We start from the raw sequence: 19,796 nt of genomic DNA, 5'->3' as shown, positions 1-19,796 counted from the left end.
ACTTTCACAGCGACGGTGACGGGTTCGGGTCCCGGCGCGAGCGGGTCCACGGCCACGTCAGGGCGGCCCACGCCGACAGCCCGACGACGAGCTCGACGGCGAGGTACCAGGGCCAGTCCCCCATGAGGTCCAGGAGTGATGGGTTGTCCGGCCTGCCGCTGACGAACACGTAGTTGGTGCCGGCGAGCGCGTTGAACCCCAGCATCGCGACGCCCCACGCGACGGTGACCGCGGCGGCGAAGCCGAAGCCGCGCCAGTCCGGGCGCATCCCGGCCCACCAGGTCAGGAACACCGCCGCCCACACCACCAGCAGGTGCTGGCCCCAGAAGCTGAAGAAGTCGATGCTCGGCGCCGCGGGCGCGTCCAGGGCCGGGGTGAGCACCGCCTGCGGGACCAGGGTGAGCCCCCAGTAGTAGGTCAGCGCGTACGCCCGCGGCTCCCGCGACCACAACGCGACCGCGGCCGCCATCCACGACAGGTCGGAGACGTGGAACGGCAGCGAGTGCTCGATGTCGAACCGCGCCGGGGTCAGGTCGTAGATCAGGATCGGGACGTGGAAGGCGACCACGACCACGGCGAACGCGCGGCCGAGCGGCGCGACCACGGGCGTGCCGCGGTACCGGCGCCCGAGCCGGGCGAGGACCACCACGCCCACGGCCAACAGCGCCAGCACCAGCCAGTGGGGCGCGCCGTAGGCGGCGAACGAGCGCTGCGGCTCCACCGGGCCAGGCTAATTGTGCATCGTCCCTCCCGGACGAACGGCACTTTCGTCGGCTAGGTAGCAACGAAAGTGCCGTTCGTCGCAGGGGGAGCGTGTCTACGGGCGGCTTGACGGCGGCCGACCGCTTGGTGAATGCTTTCACCATGGCAGGCGGGAAGGCGCGTCCGACGCTGCGCGAGGTGGCCGCGGCCGCGGGTGTCTCCGTAGCGACGTGCTCGTACGTGCTCAGCGGCCGCTCGGACCGGGTACGGCAGCTGCCGCAGGACACCCAGGACAAGGTCCGGGAGGCCGCGCGCCGCCTCGGCTACGCCGGCAACACCGCCGCCCGGGTGCTGCGCCGGCAGCGCACGGAGCTGATCGCGCTGGTCTACGCGCCGCCGGTCGGGCCGTGGCTGGACCGGCTGACGATGCAGTGCGAGGACGTGGCCGTCGCGCACGGCTACTCCGTCATCGGGCTGCCGATCCGCCACGCCGAGCGCGCGGAGCACTCCCTGCGCGTGATCACCCAGGGCTACGTCGACGGCGTGATCTTCGCTCCCGGTCTGGCCGACGGTCTGGACCTGGACCGGTTCGCGCGCAGCACCCGGGCGATCGTCGCGTTCAGCGACTACCTGGAGCCCGGGCCGGCCGACCTCGTGCGCAACCAGGTGCGGGCCGCGATGGGGGAAGCGGTCGAGCACCTGCTGAAGATCGGGCACCGGCGGATCGGCTACCTCGCGCACACCGGCCGGCCCGCCGATGCCGGCACCCGGGACCGCTACCTGGGCTACCAGGACGCGTTGGAGCGCGCCGGCGTGCCGATCGACCCCGCGCTGGCCCGGCCCGGCGCCGCCTCGCGGGAAGAGGCGCTGGTCGGGGCCCGCGAACTGCTGGACGCCGCGGACCCGCCCACCGCGCTGATCAGCGAGTCCGACCGGGGTGCGATCGCCGCGCTGCAGGTGGCGCGCGAGCGGGGGCTCGCCGTGCCGGACGACTTCGCCGTGATCGGCGTCGGCAACACCCAGGAGGCCGTGGTCTCGTTCCCGGCGCTCACGAGCGTCGGGATGGCGCAGTTCGACTTCACCGAGATCGTCGAGGTCCTCTTCGCCCGCATCGACGAGCCCGACCGGCCACCGCGCGTGCTCGACCTGCCCTGGGTCCTCGACCGCCGCGCGTCCGCCTGACCCCGAGCACCAAGGAAGGGACGATGATGTCCGCATCGCGCCAGTTCACCCGCCGATCCCTGCTGCGGTACGGCATGGGAGCCACGGTGCTGGGCGCCGTCGGCGCCACCACCGGCTGCGCGCCCATCCAGCCGGACGCGACGAACGGCGGCGGCGCCGGGACGTTCACCGTCTACTGGAACGCCGGCCACTCCTACGACGCCTACCAGGCGGTGTTCGACCAGTTCGGCCAGGACCACGATCTCGAGGTCAACTGGCAGAAGTTCCAGTGGCCGGACCTGACCACGAAGCTGGTGGCCGACTTCCAGTCGGGCAACGTGCCGGACCTGGTGGAGGAGGTCAGCGCGGGCACCGGCACGCAGTACGGCCTGCCCGGTGACGTCATGGCCCTCGACGAGCTCGCGGCCGGCGACCCGGACATGCGGTTCCCCGACGACTTCATCGAGGCCTCGGTCACCTCCCGGCAGTACGAGGGCAGGACCTACTCGATCCCGCTGCAACTGACCGCGAACGGGCTGCTGTTCTACAACAAGCAGCTCCTGTCGACGGCCGGGTTCGCCGCACCGCCGACCACCTGGGAGGAGTTCCTCGAGGTCACGCGGGCCACGACCACGGGCGACGTGTCCGGCACCGCGCTCAACTCCGACCACACCTACAGCGCGCCGTTCTACTACCAGCAGCAGGTCGCCTACAGCGACGTCGCCAACGGGCGGTTCATGGTGCCGCAGGAGCAGGCCGACCTGGCGCTGCAGTACATGCAGGACCTCATCCACACCCACCGGGTCTCACCCCCTCCCGTGGCCAGTACGGACTACTCCGGGCCGCAGAAGCTGTTCTCCGCCGGGCGCGCGGCCACGTTCCTGTCCGGGCCGTGGGACATCGGGCCGGTCCGCACCGGCAGCCCCGACATCGAGCTGGGCCTCGCGCCGCCGCTCACGGGGGCCGTGCAGGCCACGTCGCTCGCCGGCTCCGGGCTGATGATCCCGTCGAAGGCCAAGGACCCGCAGCTCTCGTGGGAGCTGGTCCGCAGGCTCACCGCCCTGGAGACCGAGCTGGCCGTCACCGCGGAGGTCGGCATGTCGATGCCCCGCAAGAGCTGGGCCCAGGACCCCGCGGTGGCCGGTGACCCCGATCTGGGAGTGATCGCCACCGCGCTGGGCATGGTGACGGAGCAGGACCCGCAGCTGGCGGCCAGCGGTCGCAAGGCCCAGATCGACGAGCTGTACAAGAAGGCCTACCAGGAGATCGTCATCCAGCAGCGGCCCGTCGGTGAGGCGCTGGCCGAGTTCCGCACCGCGGCGGAGGGGACGCTCGGATGACCGTTGCGGCCCCCTCGGCGCTGCGGCCGAGGAACCCCCGGCGTCGCCGCGCGCAGGCGAGGACGGCGTGGCTCTTCCTGTCCCCGGCCGTCGTGTTCTTCGCCCTGCTGTTCTTCCTCCCCATCGGCAACCAGCTGCTGGCCAGCGCCTACGGCGGCGTCAGCGGCACCGAGTACGTCGGTGCCGGCAACATCGTCCGGGCGCTGCAGGACCCGGAGGTTCAGCACTCGTTCTGGATCACGCTGGTCTACGCCGCGGGCACGCTCGTGGTCGGCATCGCGATCGGGCTGGGCCTCGCGGTGATCCTCAACCAGTCGCTGCCGGGACGCACGTTGTTCCGCTCGGTGCTGCTCGTCCCGTACCTGACGTCGGTGTCGATCATCGGGCTGCTGTGGCGCAACATCCTCGACCCGCAGATCGGCATCCTGAACCGGCTGCTGGACGCGCTCGGGCTGCCGGGGCAGACCTGGCTGAACACCGCGCCGCTCGCGACGATCATCGGCATCACCGTCTGGTCGTCGGCGGGCTACACCATGGTGCTGTTCCTCGCCGGCCTGCAGGGCATCCCGGCGGTGTACTACGAGGCCGCCCGCATCGACGGGGCCGGGCCGTGGCGGCGGTTCTTCTCGATCACGCTGCCGCTGCTGACCCCCACCACGCTGTTCGTCTGCATCATCGGCGTGATCAGCGCGCTGCAGCAGTTCGCGCTGCCCTACATCGTCACCGGCGGCGGCCCGGGCAACGCCACCTCGCTGTACGCGCACCGGCTGTTCACGACGGCGTTCGAGACCAACCAGTTCGGCTACGCCGCGGCGCTGTCGCTGCTGCTGCTCGTCGTCGTCCTCGTCCTGTCCGTCGTGCAACTGAAGATCGGGGACCGGACCCATGACGCTGCTTGACACCGCCCCCGCCCCCACCGCGGCCCCCGTGGCTCGCACCGTGCACCGCGACCGCCTGTTCCCCGGCGACCGGGCCGCCTCCTACGTGCTGCTGGTGCTGCTCGGCCTGGTCACGGTGCTGCCGCTGCTGTACATGCTCGCCCTGTCCCTGCAGTCCGACGCCGAGGTGTTCGCGGGCGAGCCGGTGCTCTGGCCCGCGGAGCCGCAGTGGGACAACTTCGTGCGGCTGTTCGAGGCGGCGCCGTTCGGCCGGTTCTTCCTCAACAGCCTGATCATGGCCGGGGCCATCACGATCGCGCACCTGGTCTTCGACCCGCTCGTCGGCTACGTCTTCGCCAAGTTCGACTTCCCCGGCAAGCGGATCGCGTTCGTCGCGGTGCTCTCGACGCTGATGGTGCCGTTCTTCGTGCGGATGCTGCCGATCTACGCCATCTTCTCCAACCTCGGCTGGATCGACACCTACCAGGGCCTGATCGTGCCGTTCCTGATGGACGCCTACGGCATCTTCCTCATGCGCCAGTTCATCCAGCCGCTGCCCGACGAGCTGATCGAGGCCGCGCGCGTGGACGGGGCCTCCGAGCTGCGCATCTACCTGCAGATCATCCTGCCGCAGTGCAAGCCCGCCCTGTCGGTGCTGGCGCTGCTCACCTTCGTCTTCCAGTGGAACGAGTTCCTCTGGCCGCTGATCGCCACCAGCACCACCGAGATGCGGACGATGCCGATCGGGCTCACGCTGTTCAACCAGGAGTACTTCACGCAGTGGAACCTCACCGCGGCCGGTGCGCTGATCCTGTTCGTCCCCACCGCGCTGTTCTTCGTCGTCACCCAGAAGTTCCTCGTCGAGGGCATCTCGCTGTCCGGCCTCAAATGACCAGCTCAGGAGTTCTCCGTTGACCCGTCCCAACGTCGTCGTCTTCCTCACCGACCAGCAGCGGTGGGACTCCCTGGGCGCCGCGGGCAACCCGCTGGGCCTCACGCCGAACCTCGACGCCATGTGCCGCACCGGAACGATGTTCGAGGTCGCCTGCACGACGAACCCCGTCTGCGCCCCGGCCCGGGCGGCGCTGCAGACCGGGCGCTACCCCACGAACGCGGGCGTCCACCGCAACGGGCGGCCCCTCCCGCCGGACGTCCCCACCCTGGCCCGCGAGTTCGGCGCCGCCGGCTACCAGACCGGCTACATCGGCAAGTGGCACCTGTCGAGCGAGGATCCCGTGCCGAAGCAGGACCGGGGCGGGTACGACAGCTGGCTCGCCGCCAACCTGCTCGAGTTCAGCTCCGACGCCTACCACACGGTGGTCTACGACGAGGACGACGAGGCGGTGTTCCTGCCCGGCTACCGCTCCGACGCGCTCGTCGACGCCGCCATCCGGTTCATCGCCCGCGCGAGCCGCCGCGACCAGCCGTTCCTGCTGTTCCTGTCGCTGCTCGAGCCCCACCACCAGAACGAGCAGGACAACTACCCCGCGCCCGACGTCTACCGCGACACGTTCACCGGCGCCTGGCTGCCCCCGGACCTCGCCGCCCTGCCCGGCACCGCCCACCAGCACGCGGGCGGCTACTACGGCCAGATCAAGCGCGTGGACGAGGGCTTCGGCCGGCTGCGCGACGCGCTCACCAGCCTCCGCCTGGCCGACTCCACCCTGGTGCTCTACACCTCCGACCACGGCTCGCACTTCAAGACCCGCAACGACGAGTACAAGCGCTCGCCCCACGACGGCTCGATCCGCGTGCCGCTGGTCGTCGACGGGCCCGGGTACCGCGGCGGGCGCCGGGTGCAGGCCCCGGTGAGCACGGTCGACGTGGTGCCCACGCTGCTGGCCGCCGCCGGCATCGCGTGCGAGGAGCACCTGGACGGCAGGCCGCTCGACCGCTACTTCGACGTCCCGGCCGACGCCGCCGACGGCGTCCTCGTGCAGGTGAGCGAGACCGAGGTCGGCCGCGCCCTGCGCACGTCCCGGTGGAAGTACCACGTCCACTCCCCGGACGCCGGCGACGTGCCCTGCGCCGACACCTACACCGAGCGCGCCCTCTACGACCTCGACGCCGACCCCTACGAGCTCGACAACCTGATCGACAGCGAGAACCACCGCGACGTCGCCGCCGAGCTCGGCCGGGCGCTGGTCGACGCGATCCGCCGGGTCGAGCGCATGGAGGTGCAGGTCCAGCCCTGGCAGGGCGCGACGCGCCGCCTCCGCCACCCCGACCCGACGGCCCGAGGCGGGCCGCTCCCGGCCCGAGTCATCGAGCGCTTCTGACCGCATCTTGGAGCCGTACTGCTGTTTTGGTCGCTCCAGACAGCATTACGGCTCCAAGGTGCGCGCGACACTTTTGCGCACCTGTCGCAGGTCGCGTCCCTTCGTCTCGGGCATGGTCAGCAGGGTGATGGTGGAGGCTGCGAGCGCCACGACGGCGTAGCCCGTGAACAGGGCCGGCGAGCCGATACCGGCGAAGTAGCTCTGCAGGTACGGCGCGGTGCCGCCGAACGCGGCCACGGCCACGGAGTAGGGCACGCCCATCCCGGCTGCGCGGATCCCGGTGGGGAACATCTCGGCGTACAGCGCGGGGACGATCGCCGCGCCCGCCGCGATGAGGACGAGCGCGATCGACATGGCGAGGAACAGCGTCCACGCGCTGGTGCCGGCCAGCGCGTCCAGGGGGAACAGCAGGACCGCGAGCAGCACGCCGGCGCCGATGAGGGTCGGGCGCCTGCCGATGCGGTCGGACAACCTGCCCCACAACGGCAACACGGCGATGAACACCACCGTGGCGCCGCTGCCGGCCCACAGCGCGGACTGCGGGTCGATACCGCGCGCGCTGATCGCGTAGGCCGGCGCGCTGATCGCCCACACGTAGTAGGAGATCGTCAGGCCCACGGTCAGGCCGATGACCCGCAGCATGGCCACCGGGTTCGCCACGAGTGCGCGCCAGAACGAGGTCGGCAACCGGTCGGCGTCCGGCGCGGCGGTGTGGTCGGCACCGTGGTCGGCGGCGTCGAGGAACGTGTCGCTCTCGCGCAGGCGCAGGCGCATCACCAGCGCGTACAGGCCGAACACGCCGCCGAGGACGAACGGGATCCGCCAGCCGAACGCGGTCATCTGCTCCGGGGTCAGCAGGCCGGACAGGACGGCGCCGAGCAGCGTCCCCCCGAGCACGCCCACCGAGCCGGACACGTAGATCAGGCTCGACCACTGGCCGCGACGTTCGGGCGGGGCCATCTCCGCGATGTAGGTCTGCGCGGCCGGCAGTTCCCCGCCGTGCGCGAGGCCCTGCGCGAGGCGGGCCAGCAGGAGGATCAGCGGCGCCGCGATGCCGATGCTGGAGTAGGTCGGGGTGAGGCCGATGACGAGGCTGCCGCCGCCGGCGAGCGCGACGGTCAGCGCCATCGACAGCTGCCGCCCCTTCCGATCGGCCAGCCACCCGAACAGCGCCCCGCCGAAGGGCCGCGCGACGAACCCGACCGCGAAGATCGCGAGCGTGCGCAGCAGGTCGGCACCGCTGTCCCCGGAGGCGAAGAACTGCGAGGCGAAGAACGTGGCGAAGGTGGCGTAGATGCCCCAGTCGAACCACTCCATGGCGTTGCCCGCGCCCACCCCCACGAACGTGCGGATGCTGCTCTGCGCCTCCGCGGGCCGTCTCGCCGAGTGATCCACGCCTACCCCCTCGCCGTTGAGTAGGCGTCAGTGTGGCTACCGATCACCGGATCCGGTAGATCCGATCCGGAGCGGTGGGTGAACGGAACACCAGCGTTCTCCGCGCAAGATCAAACAGCGCTGGTGTTCCGTTCACCCGAGTGCGGCCGCGGCGAGGAGGGTGGACGTGCCGGACCGTGCATCATGGACGGGGTCTGGCAGCTTCAGCCACGCCGACACGACGGAGCGGGGCCCGACCCCGCAGGCCAGGGACGGGAATGTCGAGAACGACGGGGGTGCCGGCCGCACGCCGGACGACGATCGCGCAGGTCGCGCAGCTGGCCGGCGTCTCGAAGGCCACTGTGTCGAAAGCCTTCAACAATCGCGGCGGGGTGTCGGCGGAGACCCGGCGTCGAGTGCTCATGGCGGCCGAGAGCCTGGGATGGCGGCCCTCGGCGCGCGCGGTGGCCCTCACCAGCGGCGGCTCGGGCGCGGTCGGGTTCGTCATCAACCGCGCGCCGGACCTCCTGTCCTCCGACCCCTACTTCGGCGAGCTGCTCTCGGGGATCGAACGCACGCTCGCCGAGCACAGCTACTGGCTGCTGCTGCAGATCGCGGAGCACACCACGCCCGCGCAGGAGCGGGACGCCTACGCCACCCTCGCCCAGACGCAGCGGATCGACGGCGTCTTCCTCGTCGAGTCGCGGATCATGGACCAGCGGTTCGAGGTCGTCGACGAGCTGAACCTGCCCGCGGTGATCGTGTCCCGGCCGTGGGCGCGGACCGACATCCCGTGGGAGGGCGCCGCCGACCCGGGAGGGGGTGTGGCCGATGCGGTGGCCCACCTGGCCGCGCTCGGGCACCGGCGCGTGGCCTATGTGGCGGGCCCGCCGGACCGCTCCCACGTCCAGTACCGCACCCAGGCGTTCCTCGGTGCCGTCGCGGCGAACGGCCTGTCGGTGCTCGGTATCGCGCGCACCGACTTCTCGGCCGAGGAGGGTCACCGCGCCACCGTCGAGCTGCTCGGTCAGCGCGAGACGCCCACCGCGATCCTCTACGACAGCGACCCGATGGCGATCGCGGGATGCCGCGCGGCGCACGCCCGCGGCCTGCGGGTGCCCGAGGACCTCTCCGTCATCGGGCACGACGACATCCACCTGAGCCGCTGGACGACCCCGGCGCTGACGACGATCCAGCAGGACGTCCAGGGGCTCGGCGAGCGGTGCGCCGCACGCCTGCTCGGGCTCCTCGGCGTGCCCGTCGCCGCTCCCGGGCCGCTTCCCGACCCGGTTCTGGTGGTGCGCGAGTCGACGGGGCCGGTGGGCTGAGGGCGGTCAGCCCGTGGCGCGCAGCTCGTCGCACCCGACGGGCCGGCCGAGCTCGAGCGAGGACTCCGCCGCGGCGAGCACCTCCACGATCTCCACCCCGAACTCCAGGTCGGCGTCGTGGTGGCGTTGCCCGCTCGCGGCCATGGCGGCGAGGTCGGTGATCGCGGTGGTCGCGGCCACCCGCGGCGTCGACAGCGGCGTGGGCATCGCCAGCACCCCGGCCGTCCCGACCGCGGTGAACAGGCTCTGCTGCACCGGTGCGGTCAGGCTCAGCGTCACGGTGCTCGACGGCGCCGTACCCGACGCGACCGCGGAGCCCGGCGCGTGGCGCATCGCCAGGTGGACGGTGTCGCCGACGCCGCGGGTCGCACTCACCTCGTGGACCGGGCCGAGCACACCGAGCGTCACGGAGAGGGCGTGCGGACCGACGTCCCAGAGGGCGCCCTTGGCCTGGCGCCAGTCGCTGAGGTCCCGCGGCGCCGAGGGGTCGTACAGGCCGGCGAGCCAGCTCGCGTGCGCGCTGTGCCACCCGCCGTGCGCTCGTGCGGCCGCGATCCACGCCCGCTGCTCCGGGCGGTGGCGGGAGGTGAGGAAGACGAGGCCCGCCACGTCGTGCGCGGCGGCTTCGTCGCGGATCCGCCGCGCGCCGGTGAGGTCGAGGGCGAGCGGCTTCTCCATCAACAGGTGCGTCCGGGCCTGCGCGGCCCGGACCGCGAGTTCGGGCTGGATCGTCGGTGGCACGGCGAGCACGACGGCGTCCACGGCGTCGAGGAGATCGTCGATCGCGCGGAACGCCCGCGCGCCGTACGGGGCCACCAGGGCCTCGGACGTCGTGTGGTTGCGCCCCCACACGCCCACGAACTCGACCCCGGTGTGCGCCGCCAGTACCGGTGCGTGGGTGTCGCGGGCCCAGATGCCGTTCCCGATGATCCCCGTGCGCAACGTCATGAACTGCTCCTCGTCGTCGGTGACGCCTATGCCGCCCGGCGCGGTGGTGCTGTTGCGCCCGCCGGTGCCCGTGTTAGCGTACGAAACCGGTTTACATCACGGTAGTACGTAGCGAAGATCGGCTCCAACGCACGCTGCCTGGAGCGATGGTCCGCTGCCGTGATCGTCGCTCGCGCTGGAGCACGAACCGGTTTCGAGGACATCGAGGTCTACTCGGGAGGAGCGCCGTGGCCATACGTGGGAGATCGGCGGCATTCATCGGCGTGTCCGCCGCTCTGGTGGTCGCAGTCGTGGCGACCATCGCCGTGGCGGTGGTCTCGGGCGGCGACTCGTCGCGGACCGTCACCTGGTGGTTGCCCAACTGGGACACCGAGATCGCGCAGGAACTGCTGGCGGAGTTCGAGGCGGAGAACCCGGACCTGACGGTGCAGACCGTGGAGACGACCGTCGACACGATGGCGAACAAGATCTCCGTCGCCCTCGACTCGGGCGACACCCCCGACGTCATCACCGACCTGGTGTCCCGGACACGCACCTACATCCGGTCCGACCAGCTCACCGACCTGTCCGGCCTGTACGGCCCGGGCATGCCGCGCGAGGACTTCATCAACGGCGCACTCGACGCGGTGACCACGGACATTGCGACCTACGCCGTCCCCTACCGCTGGGACTGCATCTCCTTGATCTACAACAAGGACCTCTTCGCGGCGGCGGGCATCGACGGGCCACCTGCCACCTGGCCCGAGTTCATCGCCGATGCCCAGGCCCTCACCACCGGTGACGCGGCCGGCGTGGCCTGGCCCATGAGCGGTACGCCCAACGACCTGGTGAACCGCTTCCTCGGCTTCGCGATGTCGGCGGGGGCGACGGTCGAGGACGGCGTGCCGCACCTGGACGTGGCCTCCTCGCAGGCCGCGCTGGAGATCGTCGGGTCCTCGGTGGCGCAGGGCTGGGCGTCGCGCAGCTCGCTCGAGGTCAACAACACCGAGGTGCGCGAGCTGTTCATCAACGGACGCGTCGCCATGTACGTCGGCGGCGTGTTCGACGTGGAGCTGGAGCGCGAGGCCGGCATGAACGTGGGAACGGCCGTGACGCCCGGACCGGACGGCCCCGGCATGCAGGGCGCGGACGGCTGGGGCTACATCGTCCCCGCCGAGGCGAAGAACGTCGACGGCGCGAAACGGCTCGTCGCCTTCCTCTCCCGGCCCGACGCCATGGCCCGGCTCACGTCGACCTACCCGGCGAGGGTCAGCGCCGCCGCGGGCGAGCGCTTCCACGACGAGGACCGCCAGGCGCACTACGAGCAGCTCACCGAGCACTCCGTGCCCACCCCGAACGATCCGGCGTGGGTCTCGATGATCCCGTCGGTCTACAGCACGATCCAGTCCGTCGCGCTCGGTGAGAGCACCCCCGCCGAGGGCGCGCGCGCCATCCAGGCGGAGGCCGACCGGCTGCTCGGACCGGTCCGATGAGGAGCGCCGAGATGACATCGGCCGGCAGCGCAGCCCCGGTGCGACCCACGCAGACGAGCGAGCGGGCACGGCGCAATCGGCGCCGGACCGGCGTCGGTCTCGCGCTGCCCGCCGTTCTGGTGATGGCCGGGCTGACGGTCGTCCCGATCCTCTCGGTGCTCCAGCGGGCGATCAGTGGCGACGGTGTGGCGGCGTTCGGGCGCCTGTTCGACTCGCCCGACTTCGTCCAGGTCCTGGCCAACACCCTGGTCTGGACGGTGGTGTCGGTCGTGGGAGCCCTCGTGCTCGGCCACGGCGCCGCGCTGCTCATGAACTCGAGGTACCTGCGCGCGGCCGGCCTGTGGCGCGGGCTGTTCATGATCCCGTGGATCATCCCCAACGTCGTCGGGGCCACGGTCTGGAAGTGGAACTTCTCCATCGACTACGGGCTGGTCAACCACACGCTGCTGCAGGCGGGGCTGCTCTCCGAGCCGATCGGCTGGCTGTCGGACCCGAACGTCGTGCTGTACGCGCTCGCCGTCGTGCAGGTCTGGTTCACCGCGCCGTTCATCATGCTGATGGTGTCGGCGGCGCTGACCTCGATCCCCGACGAGCGGATCGAGGCCGCCCGGATCGACGGCGCGGGAGGGCTCGCGGTCCTGCGGCACATCGTGCTGCCGGCGATCCGGCCGACGACCGGGCTCTCGGCGCTGCTCATGGTGGTCTGGGCGCTGAACTCGTTCACGATCATCTGGGTGGCCACCGGCGGCGGGCCCGCCGGCTCGTCGACGATCCTGCCGATCCTGATCTACCAGGCGTTCCAGAACGGCGACGCCGCGATGGTGTCCGCGGTCGCGGTGATCCAGCTGGCCGTCTCGATGGTGTTCGCGGTGATCTACGTCCGCGCGATGCGGGGCGAGGAGGAGACGGCATGAGGTCCTACCGCAGAGGTGCGCTCGCCACGGCGACCTGGGTGGGCGTCGCGGCCATGGCGATCTGGACGCTCGCCCCCATCGCGGTCATGGTGTTCACCTCGATGAAGCCGCGGGACGAGATCTTCGCGATCCCGCCGTCGCTGTTCCCTGGCAGCTGGACGCTGCAGAACTACGTCGAGGTGTTCACGAACTCCTCGATGCCGCGCGCGTTCCTCAACTCGATCCTCGCCGCCGGGTTCGTCACGCTGATGACGCTCATCCTGTGCACGAGCGCGGGGTACGCCCTCGCCCGGTTCCGGTTCCGCTCGGCGCGCCCGATCGCGCTGTTCATCCTGCTCGGCCAGATGGTGCCGATCACGGTCCTGCTGCTTCCGCTGTACGAGATGATCGGCGCGATGCGGCTGCAGGACTCCGTGGTGGGCCTGGCCATCGCCCATCTGGTGATCACGGTGCCGCTGGTCACGTGGATGATCCGCAACCAGATCGCGGCGATCCCGATCGAGCTCGAAGAGGCCGCCATGATGGACGGCGGGTCGCGGCTGGACGCGGTCACCTACGTGACGCTGCCCGTGGCGGCGCCGGGGATCGCGGCCGCGGGGATGTACGCCTTCCTGCAGTCGTGGCACGAGTTCGTGCTCGCCTCGGTGCTCACCTCGTCGGCGTCCGCGCAGACCGCGCCCGTGGCGCTCACGGAGTTCGCCTCGGAGTTCCGCGTGGACTGGGGCTCGACGATGGCGGCGTCGGTGGTGCTGACGGTTCCCGTGGTGATCGTCTTCATCGCCCTGCAGAAGTACTTCGTCCGCGGCCTGGCCAGCGGTGCGGTCAAGGGCTGAACCGGAAAGCTGAGCCCTGGAAGTGGAGAACCATGACCATGCCTGACACACCTTGGCTGGGCGTCAACTACTGGTCCCGGGCGGGCGGGCCCCGGATGTGGGTCGACTACGACGCCGAGACGGTGGCCGAGGAACTGGACACGCTGGTCGCGCACGGCCTCACCACCACGCGCAGCTTCTTCTTCTGGCCGGACTTCATGCCCGAACCCGGCCGGATCGACGAGGCGAAGGTCGCGGCGTTCACCCGGTTCCTCGACCAGCACGCCGAACGCGGGATCGGCACCATCCCGACGTTCCTCGTGGGCCACATGTCCGGCGAGAACTGGGACCCGTCCTGGCGCGGCGGGCGCGATCTCTACACCGACGTCTGGATGGTGGGGCGCCAGTCCTGGTTCGTCCGCGAGATGGTGGAACGCCTCGGTGCGCACCAGGCGATCGTCGGCTGGCTCGTGTCGAACGAGATGCCGATCTACGGGCGCCCGGAGACCCGCGGGGGCCCGGAGGACCGTGAGGCCGTGTCCGCGTGGGCGGAGCTCATGATCACGGCCGTGCGCGCGGGCGGCGCCACGCAGCCGGTGTCGCTCGGCGACGGGGCGTGGGGGATCGAGGTCACCGGCGCGGACAACGGCTTCCACGTGCGCGACATCGCGCCGCTGGTGGACTTCCTCGGCCCGCACGTCTACCGCATGGAGGACGACCAGAGCCGCCAGTTCCTCACCGCCGCGTTCATCTGCCACCTGCTGGACTTCGCCGGCCGTCCGGTCGTGCTCGAGGAGTTCGGCGTGACGTCGGCGTACGTGTCGGACGCCAACGCGGCCCACTACTACCGCCAGGTGCTGCACTCCTCGCTGCTCGCGGGCGCGCGCGGATGGCTGGCGTGGAACAACACCGACTACGGCCACATCGCCGACCAGGATCCCTACCGCCACCACGCCTTCGAGCTCTACTTCGGCCTCACCGACTCCGACGGGCGCCCGAAGCCGGCGCTACGGGAGGTGCGGGAGTTCTCCCGGGTGCTCGAGGCGGTCGACGTCGGCGCCCTGCGTCGACCGGCGAGCGACGCGGCGCTGGTGGTGTCGTCCTACCTCGCACAGCGCCACCCGCTGACGCCCGCCGCGGACGGCCCGTTCGTGTTCCGGGCGCTGCGGCAGGCGTGGATCGCCGCATGGGCCGCCGACCTGCCGCTGGACCTGGTCCGGGAACGGGACGGGATCACCGAGGGGCACCGCCTGTACCTCGTGCCGTCCACCAAGGCGCTCCTGGCGCCGACGTGGACCCGGCTCGAGGAGCTGGCGGCGGGCGGGGCCACGGTCTACGTCTCCTACTGCGCGGGCGAGCACAGCTGGCAGCGCGGGCCCTGGTGGGCGGAGATGAACCGCATCTTCGGCGTCGAGCACCAGTTGCGGTACGGGCTCGTCGAGCCGGTCGAGGGGGAGGTCGAGCTCACGGTCGCGCGGGCGTTCGGCGGCCTCGCCGCAGGCGAGCGGCTCACCTTCACCGCCGCAGGCACCGAGAACTCGCGCTCCTACCTCCCGGTCCGCCCGACGGACGCCGAGGTGCTGCTGGCCGACGCCCAGGGCAGGCCCGCGCTGCTGCGGCGCCGGGTCGGGGAAGGCTGGATGGTGCTGGGGACCTACCCGGTGGAGCACTTCGCCGCGATGACGCCGGGCGTGAACCCCGAGGACACCACCCGGATCTACGGCGCGCTCGCCGCCGAAGCGGGCGTGCGGACGGCGGCGAGCGTGGCGGACCCGCTCGTCCACGTCGAGGCGCTGGTGCACCCGGACGGGCGCCGCTTCCTGTGGGTCCTCAGCCAGCACGAGGACGCGGTCACGGCGCACGTCGAGATCACCGCCGGCCTGGTCGACGCCGTCACGGGGGAGCCGGTCGAGCCGGGCCGCGTCCCGCTGGACCCGTTCGGCGTGCGGGTGCTGCAGATGACCGGCGAGAACTGAGGAGGACCCGATGAAGATCGTCGATCTGAGGTGCGCGGTGATCGGGCAGAGCCCGATCGTGCGGATCGTGACCGACGAGGGGGTCGACGGCTTCGGTGAGATCGAGTCGTCGAAGCCCTACATGCGCCCCGTGGTGGAGATGTACCGGAACTTCCTGGTCGGTGAGGATCCCACCGATGTGGAGCGTTGCCTGCTCAAGATCCGCCGGTTCGCGGGTTTCAAGCCGTGGGGCAGTGCGGTGTCGGCGATCGAGATCGCGTTGTGGGACGTGGCGGGCAAGGCCGCGGGGTTGCCGGTGTACAAGCTGCTCGGCGGCAAGGTGCGCGACCGGGTGCGGGTCTACAACGGCGGGGTGCGGCCGCAGCTGAAGGGCCACCAGCCCGAGGACTACGCCGAGGCGATGGCGCAGATGAAGGCCGCCCCCGAGGGTTTCACCCTGATCAAGGAGGGGGTGGCCTACCACGGGTTCATGGTGCAGAACACCGCCGACTTCACCTACGGCGAGCTGCGCACCGGGCCCCGCCATCCCAATCGCGGCCCGCTCACCGAGCGGGGCCTCAAGCACACCGTCGCGTGCGTGGAGGCGATGAAGGAGGTGCTCGGCGACGAGGTCGGGCTGGCGCTGGATGCCGGGCCCGGTTTCACCGTGCCCGATGCCATCCGCCTGCTGCGCGCGCTCGAGCCGCTCAACCTCATGTGGGTCGAGGACCTGCTCACCGGCGACTACGTCCCATGGGTGCATGCCGACCAGTACCGCGAGGTCACCGTCGCCACGAGCACGCCGACGCACACGGGTGAGCAGATCTACCTGCGGCAGAACTTCAAGGATCTGATCTCCACGCAGGCGGTGCGGGTGGTCGGGCCGGACCCGTGTGACGTGGGCGGGATCGCGGAGCTGAAGTGGGTGGCCGAGTACGCCGACCTGCACGGCGTGCAGATCGTGCCGCACGGCGTGCTGGACGGGGTGTTCGGGCTGGCGGCGCTGGTGCAGGTGTGCGCGACGTTGCCGGACAACTTCATCGCGTTCGAGTACCCGGTTGCCAAGCCGGACTGGTGGTACTCGATCGTCACCGGGCTGCCCGAACGGATCGTGGTGGACGGGTCCATCGAGGTGTGGGACCGGCCCGGCCTGGGCATCGAGTTCGACCGGGAGGCGGCGGCCGCCCACCTGCACCCCGGCGACGAAGGGTTCTTCGCATGACCGGCACGACCATGCCCCGCCGCCCCCTCGGGGGCACCGGCCTGCAGATCACCCCGCTGACGATCGGCGGCGGGCCACTCGGGTCGATGCCGGGCAACTTGGGGTACGAGGTGTCCGCGGACCGGGGGGTCGCCACTGCCGTGGCCGCCCTGACCGGACCGGTCAACGCGCTCGACACCTCCAACTCCTACAGCGGCGGCGAGTCCGAGCGGCGGATCGGGGAGGCGTTGCGGCAGATCGGGGGCATCCCCGAGGGCTACGTGCTGTCCACGAAGGTGGACCGGGACCTCGACACCGGCGAGTTCTCCGGCGACCAGGTGCGACGCTCGATCGAGGCCAGCCTGGCCCGGCTGGGCGTCGACCGGGTGCCGCTGCTGCACCTGCACGACCCGGAACACATCACGTTCGACGAGGCGATGGCGCCCGGCGGGCCCGTGGAGGTCCTCGTGCAGCTGCGCGACGAGGGCGTGGCGGGTTCCATCGGGGTGGCGGGCGGACCGGTGGACCTCCTGCGCCGGTTCGTCGCCACCGGCGCGTTCGACGCCGTGCTCACGCACAACCGCTGGACCCTGGTGAACCGCGCCGCCGACCCGCTGCTGGACGAGGCCGCAGCCCGCGGGATGGGCGTCGTCAACGCCGCCGTGTTCGGTGGCGGCATCCTCGCCGCGGGCACGCGGCACACCACCCGCTACGCCTACCGGGAGTGCTCACCCGCGCTGCTCGCGGCCGTGCACGCGGTCGAGCAGCTCTGCGCCGGCTACGGCGTCCCCCTCGCCGCGGCGGCGGTGCAGTTCTCGACGAGGGATCCGCGGATCGCCACGACGGTGCTCGGGGTGTCCCGCCCGGAACGCGTCGCGGAGAGCGTGGAGCTGGCCACGTGCGAGGTCCCCGAGCAGTTGTGGAGCGACATCGACGAGGTCGCCGCACGCCTGAGCCCCGATCAACAGGTCAGCTAGTGGGTTGACCGGCGCGTTGATCGCCCGACGCAGTGCGAGTCGCACGCCAGGACCCTCGCGAGCGCGCTCTTGTACTTCTCGCGCGCCGGCTCAGCGTCATGATCGCCAGGAGTGGTGTGAGGGCGTCAAATCTGTCGCCCTCACACCATTTCTGCTGATCAAGACCGCCCGTTCCATGATCAGATAGACGTATGGGGCTTGAGGGAAGATCCAACCCCCATCACGTCTACGTCGTCGTGGGATCTTCTGTGGGCGGGCCGTTCCCGGCTCGCGACCACTGCCTCACAGCCGTACACCCCATCGACGGGTCGGGTGAGGGGAGAAGGGATGCATCGGCCGAGAAGGGTGTGGGCGGACGGCCGCTGAATGAACCGGTGCCCCCCGACGGCCACCGCCTAGCTTCGTCCGGCGGTCAGCAGGGAGCCTGACGAGGTCCGTCCCGGCAGCGGTCGGGCGGCGGTCTCGCCGGCGATCGCCCGCAGCTCCTCGCACGCCCCGCGCACCGGCGGCGTGTGGGCGACGGCGTCGCGGACGACGGCCAGGATCGAGCGGACCGGCACCGGTGAGACGACGGGCACCGCGCGCGTCCCGGCCGGGGGGTGGGCGGCGCCGAGCTCGGGCAGCACGGTGATGCCGATGCCGGCGGCGACGAACGCGAGGGCGGTGGGGTAGTCGTGCGCCTCGACGTGGAACGGAGGCCGGAACCCCGCCGCGGTGCACGCCTCGACCAGGTTGCGCCGGCACCAGCCGCGCGCGAAGTCGTTGTCCACCCAGCGCTCCGTGGCGAGCTCGGCCAGCTCGATCTCGTCCCGGTCGGCGAGCGGGTGGCCTTCCGGCAGCACGGCGACGTACGGGTCGTCGAGCAGGTGGTGCGCGGTGAAACCGGGCCAGGCCGCGAAGTCCGGGCGCTCCACGGCGATCTGCACGTCGGAGCGAGCAGCCGCGTCGTCGGGCAGCCATTCGCGCAGGGCGAGGTCGAGCCGGACGCCGGGGAACTCGCCGGTCAGCCGCCGGACGATCCGGGGGAGCCAGGCCGCGCCGACCGAGGCGAAGTAGGACAGCGACAGCGCGCCGGTGCGGCCCGCCTTCAGGTCTGCGATCACGGCCTCGGCCTCACCGAGCCGGTCGAGGATCCCGTCGGCCTGCTCGGCCAGCCGCAGCCCGGCGGCTGTGACCCGCAGGCCGCGACCAGCTCGTTCGAACAGGGCGAGCCCGGTCTCCCGCGCCAAGGCGGTGACGTGCTGGCTCACCGCGGAGGGGGTGTAGCCCAGGTTCGCGGCGGCGGCCTGCACCGATCCGCTGGCGACGACGGAGCGGAAGATGCGCAGGCGGTGGGTGTCGAGCACGCCTCGACACTACAGCGATACTGAATCGAACTGTAGGAACAGTCGCTGGTGCTGAACCATCGACCGTCGCAGGCTGGGGTCATGACGCTCTCCCGGCAGTTCCTCCCCCTCGCCGCCGCGGCGACCACCGTGGTCCTCTGGGCCTCGGCGTTCGTCGGCATCCGGGCCGTCGGCCACGAGCTGTCACCCGGGGCGCTGGCGCTGGGCCGGATGCTCGTCGGGTCGCTCACGCTCACCGCGATCGTGCTGGTGGTGCGAACCCGCACCCGTGCCGCGCCGGTGGCACTCCCGCGCGGGCGGTTGCTCGGTGCGATCGCGCTCTGGGGCATCGCCTGGTTCGGGCTCTACAACCTGGCGCTCAACGCCGCCGAGCGACAGCTCGACGCCGGCACCGCCGCGCTGCTGGTGAACGTCGCCCCGGTGGTCGTCGCGGTGCTGGCCGGATTGCTGCTCGGGGAGGGCTTCCCGGCGCGGTTGCTGGCCGGCATGGCGATCGCGTTCGCCGGGGTCGTGCTCATCGCGGCCACCACGTCGGCCGGGGGTGCGGACGTCGCCGGAGTCCTGCTCGGGCTGCTCGCCGCGTTGCTCTACGCCGGCGCCGCCGTCGTGCAGAAGCGGCTGCTGGCCCGGCTCGACGCCCTGACCCTCACCTGGATCGGCGCGGTCTCGGGGACGGTCGCGCTGCTGCCCTACCTGCCCGCGCTGCTCACCGAGCTGGCGACGGCGTCCGCCGCGGCGACCGGCGGGATCGTCTACCTCGGCGTCTTCCCGACCGCCGTCGCCTTCCTGACCTGGGGCTACGCCCTTTCCCGGACGACCGCGGGCCGTCTCGCCGCCGCCACCTACGCCGTGCCGCCGATCGTCGTGCTGCTGTCCTGGGCGCTGCTCGGGGAGATCCCGGCGCCGCTCGCGCTCGCCGGTGGGGCGCTCTGCCTGGCGGGGGTGGTCGTCGCCACCCGTCCGCAGCGCCCTGTCGCGGCATCCGGGCAGGAGCCGGCCCAGCCGGTGACCACCGCCTGACCGCACTGGCATGATTCGAACGAACGTCGGCCGGCAGCGCCTTCTGCCGAGCATGACGCGAAGGACGTTCGGCTCGTGCAGCGGGAGGG

At 71.6% G+C, this 19,796-nt stretch carries 17 protein-coding genes; 13 read left to right on the top strand and 4 right to left on the bottom strand.

Translation table 11 applies throughout. The features are described from left to right. Positions 1 to 4: 4 nt before the first annotated feature. Positions 5 to 721: a TIGR02206 family membrane protein gene (locus CFP66_RS43965; protein ID WP_094931332.1), complete on the bottom strand. Its 717-nt coding sequence runs from the start codon at positions 719 to 721 to the stop codon at positions 5 to 7. Between the two features lie 143 nt (positions 722 to 864). On the opposite strand from CFP66_RS43965, the gene CFP66_RS43960 reads away from it, so the two are divergent. The 5 genes from CFP66_RS43960 to CFP66_RS43940 are packed head-to-tail and all read left to right on the top strand — an operon-like array spanning position 865 to position 6,360. After that, the gene (locus tag CFP66_RS43960) at positions 865 to 1,884 is read left to right on the top strand and encodes a LacI family DNA-binding transcriptional regulator (protein ID WP_094931331.1); all 1,020 of its coding nucleotides are present in this window, start codon (positions 865 to 867) and stop codon (positions 1,882 to 1,884) included. Positions 1,885 to 1,907: 23 nt separating this feature from the next. Further along, complete coding sequence (locus CFP66_RS43955) at positions 1,908 to 3,203, top strand: ABC transporter substrate-binding protein (protein WP_094931330.1); 1,296 nt, start codon at positions 1,908 to 1,910, stop codon at positions 3,201 to 3,203. Then, positions 3,200 to 4,102 carry a carbohydrate ABC transporter permease gene (locus CFP66_RS43950; RefSeq protein WP_094931329.1) on the top strand — a complete coding sequence of 301 codons (903 nt, stop codon included), beginning with the start codon at positions 3,200 to 3,202 and terminating at the stop codon, positions 4,100 to 4,102. Before CFP66_RS43955 ends, CFP66_RS43950 begins: the two co-directional genes overlap by 4 nt. After that, positions 4,089 to 4,973, top strand: coding sequence for a carbohydrate ABC transporter permease (locus tag CFP66_RS43945; protein WP_094931328.1), 885 nt, complete (start codon positions 4,089 to 4,091; stop codon positions 4,971 to 4,973). Before CFP66_RS43950 ends, CFP66_RS43945 begins: the two co-directional genes overlap by 14 nt. A 19-nt stretch (positions 4,974 to 4,992) precedes the next feature. Continuing rightward, a complete protein-coding gene (locus CFP66_RS43940) occupies positions 4,993 to 6,360 on the top strand; it encodes a sulfatase-like hydrolase/transferase (RefSeq protein ID WP_094931327.1) in 1,368 nt (455 codons plus the stop codon). Between the two features lie 45 nt (positions 6,361 to 6,405). On the opposite strand, the gene CFP66_RS43935 is transcribed toward CFP66_RS43940, so the two are convergent. Beyond that, positions 6,406 to 7,677, bottom strand: coding sequence for an MFS transporter (locus CFP66_RS43935; protein WP_094931350.1), 1,272 nt, complete (start codon positions 7,675 to 7,677; stop codon positions 6,406 to 6,408). A 335-nt stretch (positions 7,678 to 8,012) separates the two neighbouring features. Between CFP66_RS43935 and CFP66_RS43930 the strand changes: the two genes are divergently transcribed. Continuing rightward, the gene (locus CFP66_RS43930; protein WP_094931326.1) at positions 8,013 to 9,062 is read left to right on the top strand and encodes a LacI family DNA-binding transcriptional regulator; all 1,050 of its coding nucleotides are present in this window, start codon (positions 8,013 to 8,015) and stop codon (positions 9,060 to 9,062) included. 6 nt (positions 9,063 to 9,068) lie between these two features. Here the strand turns inward: CFP66_RS43930 and CFP66_RS43925 are convergent, their stop codons facing one another. Beyond that, entirely contained in the window at positions 9,069 to 10,010 is a 942-nt protein-coding gene (locus tag CFP66_RS43925) for a Gfo/Idh/MocA family protein (RefSeq protein WP_094931325.1), read from the bottom strand. A 290-nt stretch (positions 10,011 to 10,300) separates the two neighbouring features. Between CFP66_RS43925 and CFP66_RS43920 the strand changes: the two genes are divergently transcribed. Genes CFP66_RS43920 through CFP66_RS43895 form a run of 6 tightly spaced genes read left to right on the top strand, consistent with a single transcriptional unit; the run spans position 10,301 to position 17,341 of the window. Next, on the top strand, positions 10,301 to 11,482 hold the full coding sequence (locus CFP66_RS43920; protein WP_158228451.1) for an ABC transporter substrate-binding protein: 1,182 nt from the start codon (positions 10,301 to 10,303) through the stop codon (positions 11,480 to 11,482). A gap of 11 nt (positions 11,483 to 11,493) precedes the next feature. Continuing rightward, positions 11,494 to 12,396, top strand: coding sequence for a carbohydrate ABC transporter permease (locus tag CFP66_RS43915; RefSeq protein WP_158228450.1), 903 nt, complete (start codon positions 11,494 to 11,496; stop codon positions 12,394 to 12,396). Then, entirely contained in the window at positions 12,393 to 13,229 is an 837-nt protein-coding gene (locus CFP66_RS43910; RefSeq protein WP_198962097.1) for a carbohydrate ABC transporter permease, read from the top strand. Before CFP66_RS43915 ends, CFP66_RS43910 begins: the two co-directional genes overlap by 4 nt. A gap of 38 nt (positions 13,230 to 13,267) precedes the next feature. Beyond that, complete coding sequence (locus tag CFP66_RS43905) at positions 13,268 to 15,184, top strand: cellulase family glycosylhydrolase (protein WP_233160231.1); 1,917 nt, start codon at positions 13,268 to 13,270, stop codon at positions 15,182 to 15,184. 10 nt (positions 15,185 to 15,194) lie between these two features. Next, the gene (locus CFP66_RS43900) at positions 15,195 to 16,385 is read left to right on the top strand and encodes a mandelate racemase/muconate lactonizing enzyme family protein (protein ID WP_094931321.1); all 1,191 of its coding nucleotides are present in this window, start codon (positions 15,195 to 15,197) and stop codon (positions 16,383 to 16,385) included. Next, on the top strand, positions 16,382 to 17,341 hold the full coding sequence (locus CFP66_RS43895) for an aldo/keto reductase (protein WP_094931320.1): 960 nt from the start codon (positions 16,382 to 16,384) through the stop codon (positions 17,339 to 17,341). Before CFP66_RS43900 ends, CFP66_RS43895 begins: the two co-directional genes overlap by 4 nt. 395 nt (positions 17,342 to 17,736) lie before the next feature. On the opposite strand, the gene CFP66_RS43890 is transcribed toward CFP66_RS43895, so the two are convergent. Then, positions 17,737 to 18,687: a LysR family transcriptional regulator gene (locus tag CFP66_RS43890; protein WP_094931319.1), complete on the bottom strand. Its 951-nt coding sequence runs from the start codon at positions 18,685 to 18,687 to the stop codon at positions 17,737 to 17,739. Positions 18,688 to 18,768: 81 nt separating this feature from the next. Here CFP66_RS43890 and CFP66_RS43885 point away from each other — a divergent pair, with 81 nt between their 5' ends. After that, positions 18,769 to 19,707 carry a DMT family transporter gene (locus tag CFP66_RS43885; RefSeq protein WP_094931318.1) on the top strand — a complete coding sequence of 313 codons (939 nt, stop codon included), beginning with the start codon at positions 18,769 to 18,771 and terminating at the stop codon, positions 19,705 to 19,707. The last annotated feature ends 89 nt before the right edge of the window (positions 19,708 to 19,796 follow it).

This window comes from Pseudonocardia sp. MH-G8, from assembly GCF_002262885.1.
In the GTDB taxonomy this organism is placed as follows: Bacteria; Actinomycetota; Actinomycetes; order Mycobacteriales; family Pseudonocardiaceae; genus Pseudonocardia.
Note: the sequence above shows the minus strand (reverse complement) of the source record. Positions and strands in the feature narration are given on the sequence as shown.

Excerpts from the sequence above, each read along its gene's own strand:
- CFP66_RS43960 (WP_094931331.1), top strand. The coding sequence starts at position 865 with ATGGCAGGCGGGAAGGCGCGTCCGACGCTGCGCGAGGTGGCCGCGGCC.
- CFP66_RS43955 (WP_094931330.1), top strand. The coding sequence starts at position 1,908 with ATGATGTCCGCATCGCGCCAGTTCACCCGCCGATCCCTGCTGCGGTAC.
- CFP66_RS43950 (WP_094931329.1), top strand. The coding sequence starts at position 3,200 with ATGACCGTTGCGGCCCCCTCGGCGCTGCGGCCGAGGAACCCCCGGCGT.
- CFP66_RS43945 (WP_094931328.1), top strand. The coding sequence starts at position 4,089 with ATGACGCTGCTTGACACCGCCCCCGCCCCCACCGCGGCCCCCGTGGCT.
- CFP66_RS43935 (WP_094931350.1), bottom strand. The coding sequence starts at position 7,677 with ATGGAGTGGTTCGACTGGGGCATCTACGCCACCTTCGCCACGTTCTTC.
- CFP66_RS43930 (WP_094931326.1), top strand. The coding sequence starts at position 8,013 with ATGTCGAGAACGACGGGGGTGCCGGCCGCACGCCGGACGACGATCGCG.
- CFP66_RS43925 (WP_094931325.1), bottom strand. The coding sequence starts at position 10,010 with ATGACGTTGCGCACGGGGATCATCGGGAACGGCATCTGGGCCCGCGAC.
- CFP66_RS43915 (WP_158228450.1), top strand. The coding sequence starts at position 11,494 with ATGACATCGGCCGGCAGCGCAGCCCCGGTGCGACCCACGCAGACGAGC.
- CFP66_RS43910 (WP_198962097.1), top strand. The coding sequence starts at position 12,393 with ATGAGGTCCTACCGCAGAGGTGCGCTCGCCACGGCGACCTGGGTGGGC.
- CFP66_RS43905 (WP_233160231.1), top strand. The coding sequence starts at position 13,268 with ATGCCTGACACACCTTGGCTGGGCGTCAACTACTGGTCCCGGGCGGGC.
- CFP66_RS43900 (WP_094931321.1), top strand. The coding sequence starts at position 15,195 with ATGAAGATCGTCGATCTGAGGTGCGCGGTGATCGGGCAGAGCCCGATC.
- CFP66_RS43895 (WP_094931320.1), top strand. The coding sequence starts at position 16,382 with ATGACCGGCACGACCATGCCCCGCCGCCCCCTCGGGGGCACCGGCCTG.
- CFP66_RS43885 (WP_094931318.1), top strand. The coding sequence starts at position 18,769 with ATGACGCTCTCCCGGCAGTTCCTCCCCCTCGCCGCCGCGGCGACCACC.